Origin of the sequence: Tardiphaga sp. (genome assembly GCF_028290495.1) — a bacterium.
GTDB lineage: Bacteria > Pseudomonadota > Alphaproteobacteria > Rhizobiales > Xanthobacteraceae > Tardiphaga.
Genome location: NZ_JAQGJT010000189.1, coordinates 1 through 3,219 on the forward strand (window position 1 = coordinate 1; position 3,219 = coordinate 3,219).

Genomic DNA, 3,219 nt, shown 5'->3' on the forward strand with positions numbered 1-3,219 from the left:
CCCCATCACGCTCGACGATTTCGAGAAGACCGACTTGCTGTTTTTCGGCCAGAATGCAGGCACGAACAGCCCGCGGATGCGCAGCTGGATGGTCCTGCTGATGAACAAGGGGGACGTCGATCGGCTGGGACTGTCTGCCGTTCAAGAGATCACACTTTTGAAGGAGAATGCGACGTGGTCGGATCGCCTTTTAGCTCGCGACCAGTGTCTGCAGGCCAGCCCACATCAAAGGGGCATTCTGCAGTTCCTCCGGCGCGACACGGACGATCCGGCCGCATCGCGAAGGGCGGTGTTACGTTGCTCACCTTCCTTCTTTGCGTGGCCGTGCAAGCGTCTGCCCAGGAGCAGCCGGCGACGTCTGCTCCTGCACTGGTCGCTCGCGGCGAATACCTGGCGAAAGCGGCTGATTGTGCCGGTTGCCATACGGCACCGATGGGCGGTGCGCCGTACGCAGGCGGCCTCGAGATGACTTCGCCGTTCGGCACCATCGTGAGCAGCAATATCACCCCCGACAGGCAATTCGGCATAGGCGCCTATAGCTACGCGGATTTTGCGCGGGCGCTGCGCGAAGGTATCGCACCGGGCAACAAGCGTCTTTATCCGGCTATGCCGTATGTGTCCTTCTCCAAGGTCCCGGATGGCGACATGCGCGCGCTCTACGCTTACATGATGAATGGCGTGCAGCCCGTGGCGAAGCCGGCTCCGCCCACCCACGTGCCCTTCCCCTTCAACCAGCGCTGGGCGCTCGCATTCTGGGACCTCGTGTTCGCGCCATCCGGGCAATTCCAGCCGCGTTTCGATCACGATGCCCAATGGAACCGGGGGGCTTATCTAGTGCAGTCGCTTGGCCATTGCGGCTCATGCCACACCCCGCGGGGGGCGGGTTATCAGGAACGCGGCTACGACGACTCTTCGAGCAATTACCTGGCGGGCGGCGTCAACGATAACTGGTATGCGCCGAACCTCAGAGGCGACACGGGCTCGGGCCTCGGACGTGGCAGCCAGGACGAACTTGCAGCGTTCCTGAAAACGGGACACGGCGCCGGTATTGCCGTTTTCGGCAGCATGGTCGAGACCGTCGAAGGCAGCCTGCAATATTTGAGCAATGACGATCTGCATGCTATCGCCCGGTATCTGAAGACGCTACCCGCCACCGGAGCCGCCGACGGGCAGTACAAACCGTCACCGCAGTCAGGAACGGTTGAAAAAACGCGGGCTCCAGACAAGCCGTCCGCGACCGGAGCGGCAGTCTATGCATCGTTCTGCGCGCAATGCCATCAAGCCAACGGTACAGGAATTCCGCAGACGTTTCCCAAGCTCGCCGGCAATCAGGCGGTCATCAGCGAAGATACGACTTCGCTGATTCGGTTGTTGGTTGAAGGTGGTAATAGTCCAGCGACAGCGAACGGGCCGCCGCGCCAGGCAATGCCTGCTTTTAGCGGCATTCTGACAGATGGGCAGATCGCCGAAGTCCTGACGTTTATCCGGGGGTCCTGGGGCAATGACGCGCGCCCGGTGACAACAAGTAACGTCGCTTCGTTGCGCAGTAAATTGCACAAGTAGGGGCGAGCCGCACTACTGTCTGTCTCCGGACGAGTATCAATCCGCAGGTCGCAGTTTCGATAAGACTGGAGAACAGAAGTGAGAATCGAGGCGACGCGGTTCGTGGTGACGGGCTCACTGCTGATCGGCTGGGGAGGGTTTGTGCATCCGGGCCGCAGGGACTGCGTCATGTCTCTTGGAAGCTCGCTCGAATGCCCTTTTCATCCTTGATGTCCCGCTGATCCCTGGCCCACTTTTCGAGCGTATTTTTGGGCCAGCGATCCGAGCAGGAGTGCAGCTACGCCCGCTAGCAGCATCGTAGCCGTGCGCTTATTTGTGACCCTCTCCGTGTAGACGCTGCTTTCGAACGCGCGACCATCCAGGTAGCGCTGCCGTCGTCGGCGCCAGGCGGGTTCGGCGGTGCACAAACTTCGCGCGATGTAGTTCATTCAACGCGAGTGGCTTCTCGAATCACGGCTGAGGCACTATCAAAATTGCGGTCGGACATCCTGCGCAAGACCGCCATAATTTCGCCGTCGGCACCATTTGCCTCTGCCGTGCGCAATAGGCCGTCCTTGCGCGAAGGATAATGCGCACCTTTCAAGGCTTCTTCGATTTCTTCGGGACGGGGTTCATCGGGATGCCGGTGATTTTGAGCATGCGCGGGATGTTGCGCCATGACGTCTCCCAGAGAACAAGATAGAAATCAATGACTAGCAACGTCCGTTCCTAACGATTGCATAGTGTTGAGAGCGATTGTTGCAACCAATGCGCCCAATCACGACTCCCTGATCGGGCGCAAGTCAATGGGTCGTTTTCAGCAGCCGAAAGCCGCGCCATTGGCCCAGCAGGGTTAACAGATCAGGGTCATCAAGCGATGACGCTCGATGTCCGATCTGCCGAACGCGACTGCGTACTGATACGCCTCTGCTTCGGTCTCGAATGTTCCCAATATGCCGGAGCCTCGCCTTTCACGTCCGCACTCGGCAATGATAACCATACAGGTAAATCCGGATGCGCTGCGCGTGACGAGTGGGTGAATCGTCGCGCCCATATAAACCACGAACGGCGGCTCCATTACTACCTCCTGCGTTCAAAATAACCCAAGCATTAAAAGCCTAGTCTATAGCCACGCGGCACGAGCGTTCGTTCACTGTCCGTATGCGATTCATTTTGGACATACGGCGTTAGTTCTGCGTGACGTTTATATGCCACTTATCCATCGACTATGGACCGAGTCATACCGGTCACGCTAAGCCGGCTTTCTGATTCGAGCGATACGACCGGAACAACGTCGTCGCTTCGCTATTTACCGCGACGCGCGAGCTGCGTGAAAAGCGACCGCGAGCGAAGCAGTGCCGAGTAGAGAAAATACATTGCTATAGCGATGGTCCCCGCCACTTTCCCTTGGAGCACCCCATGGCCGCAACCGTAAGTGACTTTCTCGTCGATCGTCTCTATGCGTGGGGCGTACACCGCATCTTCGGCTATCCCGGCGATGGCATCAACGGCGTGTTTGGCGCGCTTAACCGGGCCGAAGGAAAAATAGAACTCGTCCTGGTACGGCGCGAGAGCCTCAGAAAACGAAAACGCTCTCTGGTCTTCCCAGGACAAGAACCCCTCCCTTCAGGGTCGACCGCAGACTGAGGGTGCCGTGTCCAGGCTGATCGACTGGCC

General features: G+C 58.9%; 4 protein-coding genes and 1 pseudogene. 3 read left to right on the top strand and 2 right to left on the bottom strand.

From position 1 onward, the window contains the following. Both JWQ24_RS27785 and JWQ24_RS27790 read left to right on the top strand, forming a co-directional pair. Nucleotides 1-469: hypothetical protein (locus tag JWQ24_RS27785; RefSeq protein ID WP_299815609.1), on the top strand; the 469-nt coding region annotated here is incomplete at its 5' end. Further along, nucleotides 433-1,563 (top strand): cytochrome c, encoded by a 1,131-nt coding sequence (locus JWQ24_RS27790; RefSeq protein WP_299815612.1) that lies wholly within the window; start codon nucleotides 433-435, stop codon nucleotides 1,561-1,563. The genes JWQ24_RS27785 and JWQ24_RS27790, both read left to right, overlap by 37 nt. Before the next feature lie 424 nt (nucleotides 1,564-1,987). Here the strand turns inward: JWQ24_RS27790 and JWQ24_RS27795 are convergent, their stop codons facing one another. Then, nucleotides 1,988-2,221, bottom strand: a complete 234-nt coding sequence (locus JWQ24_RS27795) for a DUF2795 domain-containing protein (RefSeq protein ID WP_299815615.1) — start codon at nucleotides 2,219-2,221, stop codon at nucleotides 1,988-1,990. 174 nt (nucleotides 2,222-2,395) lie between these two features. Beyond that, nucleotides 2,396-2,620, bottom strand: a complete 225-nt coding sequence (locus tag JWQ24_RS27800) for a hypothetical protein (protein WP_299815618.1) — start codon at nucleotides 2,618-2,620, stop codon at nucleotides 2,396-2,398. A 341-nt stretch (nucleotides 2,621-2,961) separates the two neighbouring features. Between JWQ24_RS27800 and JWQ24_RS27805 the strand changes: the two are divergent. After that, nucleotides 2,962-3,099: pseudogene (locus JWQ24_RS27805) on the top strand (thiamine pyrophosphate-binding protein); the annotation flags it as partial. Between the last annotated feature and the right edge of the window lie 120 nt (nucleotides 3,100-3,219).

Bases quoted from the DNA above. Each gene is read 5' to 3' on its own strand.
- JWQ24_RS27790 (WP_299815612.1), top strand. From the start codon at position 433: ATGGGCGGTGCGCCGTACGCAGGCGGCCTCGAGATGACTTCGCCGTTC.
- JWQ24_RS27795 (WP_299815615.1), bottom strand. From the start codon at position 2,221: ATGGCGCAACATCCCGCGCATGCTCAAAATCACCGGCATCCCGATGAA.
- JWQ24_RS27800 (WP_299815618.1), bottom strand. From the start codon at position 2,620: ATGGAGCCGCCGTTCGTGGTTTATATGGGCGCGACGATTCACCCACTC.